We start from the raw sequence: 1,031 nt of genomic DNA on the forward strand, positions 1-1,031 counted from the left end.
GCGGCATCCAGCAGCGCCGGGTGCAGACCGAACCCGGCAGCCGAGTCCACCTCACCCGACGGCAACGCGGCCTCGGCGAAAATCTCCTCCCCACGCCGCCACACCGCACGAAGCCCCTGAAACACCGGCCCATAGCCATAACCACGGCCCGCCAGCTCCTCATACATGCCCGACACATCCACCGCCACCGCACCCTCCGGCGGCCACACATCGAACACTGCAGCACCCGGAACGGACACCTCCTCACTGAGCTGCCCGCTCGCGTGGCGGATCCACGGCGCGCCGGACTCCGCGTCCTCGGGCCGCGAATACACCGCAACCGACCGCACACCACCGCCAGTGTCCTCACCAACCGCAACCTGCACCCGCACCGCACCCTCACCAGGAACGACCAGCGGCGCTTCTATGACCAATTCGCGCAGCGTCCGCGCCCCCACCTCGTCACCGGTACGCACAGCCAGCTCGACCAACGCCGCCCCCGGCAACAGCACCACACCCGACACCGCGTGATCCGCCAACCACGGCTGAACAGCACCACACCCGACACCGCGTGATCCGCCAACCACGGCTGCGCGGCAACGGACAGTCGGCCCGTGCCAAGAACACCGCCGCTCTCGGAAACACTGATCACCGAGTCCAGCAGCGGGTGTTCGACCACCAGCGCGGGGTCACCGGCCGAGGCGATCGAGTTCACCCAGTAGCGCTGGTGTTGGAAGGCGTAGGTGGGCAGAGCCGTACGGTGTGCGTTCCGGCCCGCGAAGACTCGCTCCCAGTCGATACCGACGCCGCGTACGTGCAGCTGTCCAACCGCGGTCATCAACGCCCGGTCCTCCGGCACGTCCCGCCGCAGCGACGCCACACAGTCCTGCGCCACCATCCCGCTCAGGATGCCGTCCGGACCCAACTCCAGGAAAGTGGCGACCTTCTGGTCTCTCATCGCCCGCACACCATCGTGGAACCGGACCGTGCCACGTACGTGCTCCACCCAGTACTCCGGCGAACACAACCGCCCCGCGTCCGCCACCTCACCC

Annotated in this window: 1 protein-coding gene and 1 pseudogene; both read right to left on the reverse strand. The window is 68.5% G+C overall.

All coding sequences use genetic code 11. The features are described from left to right. Positions 1-503, reverse strand: a 503-nt coding sequence (locus tag ADK64_RS42590; RefSeq protein ID WP_324614372.1) for a polyketide synthase dehydratase domain-containing protein, incomplete at its 3' end; no start/stop codon positions are given. Continuing rightward, positions 404-1,031, reverse strand: a pseudogene (locus tag ADK64_RS47035) (hypothetical protein); the annotation flags it as partial. The gene ADK64_RS42590 and the pseudogene ADK64_RS47035, both read right to left, overlap by 100 nt.

Source organism: Streptomyces sp. MMG1121 (genome assembly GCF_001280015.1).
GTDB lineage: Bacteria > Actinomycetota > Actinomycetes > Streptomycetales > Streptomycetaceae > Streptomyces.